This is a genomic window from Richelia intracellularis HH01, from assembly GCF_000350105.1.
GTDB classification, from domain to species: domain Bacteria; phylum Cyanobacteriota; class Cyanobacteriia; order Cyanobacteriales; family Nostocaceae; genus Richelia; species Richelia intracellularis.
The window spans coordinates 1-3,458 of the sequence record NZ_CAIY01000051.1; the positions used below are offsets into that span (position 1 = coordinate 1).

The window sequence follows — 3,458 nt, forward strand, 5'->3', positions numbered from 1 at the left end:
CTGGTTATAAATAATAAAATCGTAGAATTAACCTTTTGATATATACTAGTCAAGTACTGTAAATTATTTTCCTAAATACCAGAGATTTTATACTCTTATATAGTATTTATTTCACTGCAATAGATACCATATTTTTGTTGATTAAAAATTTATATATAAGTATAATAATGCTAAGAAAAGTAACTTCTATTGGAATATTTTATATTAACCATGTTCTTTTTTAACAAAAGTTACTTTCAGCTATATCTTATTATTTATTTTAGCTGATGCTAATCATAGCAATTTACTTATAGAAGTAATATAAAACCATTAGAGAGTGAGTAAGATAGAAGCCATAAATGATTTATTTACATATGGTAAAGGCATTTATGAATAAGCATATGAAACATATGGAGAAAAATATTAAAAATTTGACTCAATGCAAAAATATTTATTTTTTATTAGATTTTAATTTTGAATAATCAGTTTGATTGATTTTGATAGTGGATAACAAATTTATATATTATCAAAATGTATTATCAAAATAATGTAATTAAGAGTAAAGGAAAAGGATTGAAACAGTAAAGACACATCCGAGAAGTACTAAAGCTAAATATCTAGATGAGCAAAGTGGCAATAGCCTTATGCCTTATACAATTCGCAATAAAAGTTGCCTTGGATGTGATAATTGTCGCCTTCAATGTCCTATGGGTGCAATTAAAATAGAAAATAACAAGTATTGGATAGATCCTTCTCTTTGCAATGATTGTAAAGGCTACTATCCAAAACCACAATGTGCAACTGTATGTCCCAATAATTCCCCTATCCCCTTGCAAGCAAAAAAAGGTAGATGCAAGGTTGAGCCAAGAGAGGCTACAAGTCCAGATTTATTTGCTAATGGCAGAACTAATTTTTTTGCATCATCAATAGTAATTTGGGAAGGTTGCAATATTTTGGCACAGCGGTCTTCTCTAACTTGGGAAATTGATGATGGAGGAAGATTTTTTTACCGCAGACAAATTAACCAAGGTAAGGGTGAAATCATTTTTCATATTGCAGATTCTCCTCATGAGAATATTACTGAACTGGAACAACTAGAAAATATAGATCTTAGAGCAGCTTGCCTGCACTTAGTTTTGGCCGCTTATGCTACTACCCTTGATCAACCTTGGGAACAAATATTTACTATTGATGATCGCCAAATTGAAAAATATTTGGGATTAGAAAAACGTAAAGATCTAAGTAAATTTTTTAAACTGAATTTAATAAGGAAACTATTCCAACAAGCTTGTTCCTTATTGGTTTCTGTGAAATGGTTTCCACAAGGTAGAATTAAGGAGTTTTCATTTGCTGGCAAACCCTTATGGCACTTACAGGAAATGAAAAACTACTTTCAAGAAGATAAAGAGGGTTGTCAATACCTTACAGGTATTACTTTCAAAGTTAAAGTAGGTATTTGGGCAAAACACTTCCTTAATAGGCAAGGATGTAAAGATAGGAGAGCATTTTATCAATATGGTAACCTTCCTAAGACGCTATTAACTAACGTCATGAGCATTTGGCAACAACATGAGGGGACTGCTAGGTTAATGCTATGGTTGCTATTTAAGGTAAAAATGGGTAAAGATCAGCGAATTATGGTTCCTACCCTGATGCGTATTGCTTATGGCGAGGAAAAAGTTGCTATAGCCTCCACCCATAGGCATGATCGTAAACGCTTATTAAGGACATTTGAGAAAGATTTGGAGGTTCTCAATCACTATGGAATAAAAGTAGTATTCGATCCTGTGACTTATCCAACTGAAATACAACCGTTATGGGCTAAGTTAATAGATATTCCTGAAGATCCAGATGAAGCTTTGGAATTTTGGATTAATGATGCTGGTGCAAATAATCGCCTCACAGATACAGGACCGCGTGGCAAATGGAATCAACTTATGAACGCAAGGATATTATCTTTTGAATTACCTCCAGAATGGGAGTATCAGATAACTAAGTCTGATAGGAAACCACGAGAAAATAAGTACAAAAAGAATAATAAGAGTACTAGCGGTTTATTAGGAGAAAAAATTTGTCAAGCTAGGAAAAAACTCAGTCTTTCTCAGAGGGAGTTAGCACAATTAGCGGGTAAAAGCCAAAGTTGGATTCGTGATATTGAAAATGGTCGTTTAAAAGCCAAAGTGAGAGACCAAGCACTACTACGGAAGGTTTTGAATATTGCTTAGGAGGGAATTATGATTTTTCATGGATTATTTATCTCCAATTAATATAAATCAAGTCAAGATATTAGTAGAAGTTTATTTTAGGAATGAGTTATGTTTCCTTTTTGGGGTTATCCTTTCTGTAGTTTTGATAAAAACTCCATTGCAGTTCACCAGGAACGCAAATTGCACTTCTTGAAAATGATTAGAGATAGCTTAGAAGCAAGAATAGCTGCTATGAATGCTGCTATTGAAACTATTGAACGACAAACTAGACAATCAGAAAATGACACATAATATGCTTGTCTGAGTATCCCAATTCTTAAAATTTTCCAAGATGGCAAGCTATCATGATACTAATTACATTTATGCTTGCTCTTTGAAGGGATTCTTATAAGGCTAAACTTAGTATAGGGAGTAAAATGTACGCATGAAGCTTTGTTATAATTAACATAAGTTCTTAAGGTACAATTTGCAAGTAAATAGACTTCGCAATAACTTTACTCCCTCATAATGAATGATCTTACTTCTTTAATAGCAGATAAATTTTCACTTATATATATATAGAAAAATTATATATGAATAAAGATGTGAGATAACTAAATTCTTATTCCTAAATATATATTATACCTATAAATATAGCTAAAATTAAAACTATATTTTTGTAATTAGATTATTTATCTAATTACTCTAAGAAACTATGATTATAATGCTGTTTGTTAGCATTAAGTATTGCCAAAATATTGATAAAAAAATTACCGTTAGTGTAAAATCATAAGTTGTTCAAACCTAATTGAAAAGGTTTTTCCTTAGGTATTCAATTATTTTTTTCTCTATAGGACAATTCTTTACATTAAAATACATAAATTCTCATTTTCAGTGGGGATTTACCAAGTTTTTGGAGATATTATAAATATGTAAATATACATAAACTTTACTAAAAAAAAGAATGCTAAGAATGAAATATGAAGAGTTATAAATAAATTATTAACATTCCCTAAACTACAAGTTAGTGTAAATTTTTCTAATCAAAGCCAAGCATCTTAAAATTTTTATAACTCTTCTATTAATATTAAAACTTGAAGCATTCTACTAAATAATACTGACTAGGACATAATGAAAGTTTATGATACTATTAGTTGGTTATTTTCTATCAAAAGCTAGATCATAAGACTCTCACTTAAAGATTTTTTAACTCTCTTATTTATAATATATCATTATATATATTGATCTAGAATTTTAAATTCAATATCATAGATATATAGTTAGTTTTTCTGT

General features: G+C 30.1%; 2 protein-coding genes. Both read left to right on the top strand.

Annotated elements, in window-relative coordinates:
* Positions 1-623: 623 nt before the first annotated feature.
* Positions 624-2,204: a helix-turn-helix domain-containing protein gene (locus tag RINTHH_RS06415; RefSeq protein WP_008234399.1), complete on the top strand. Its 1,581-nt coding sequence runs from the start codon at positions 624-626 to the stop codon at positions 2,202-2,204.
* A gap of 90 nt (positions 2,205-2,294) precedes the next feature.
* Positions 2,295-2,477, top strand: a complete 183-nt coding sequence (locus RINTHH_RS06420) for a hypothetical protein (RefSeq protein ID WP_008234401.1) — start codon at positions 2,295-2,297, stop codon at positions 2,475-2,477.
* Positions 2,478-3,458: the final 981 nt, after the last annotated feature.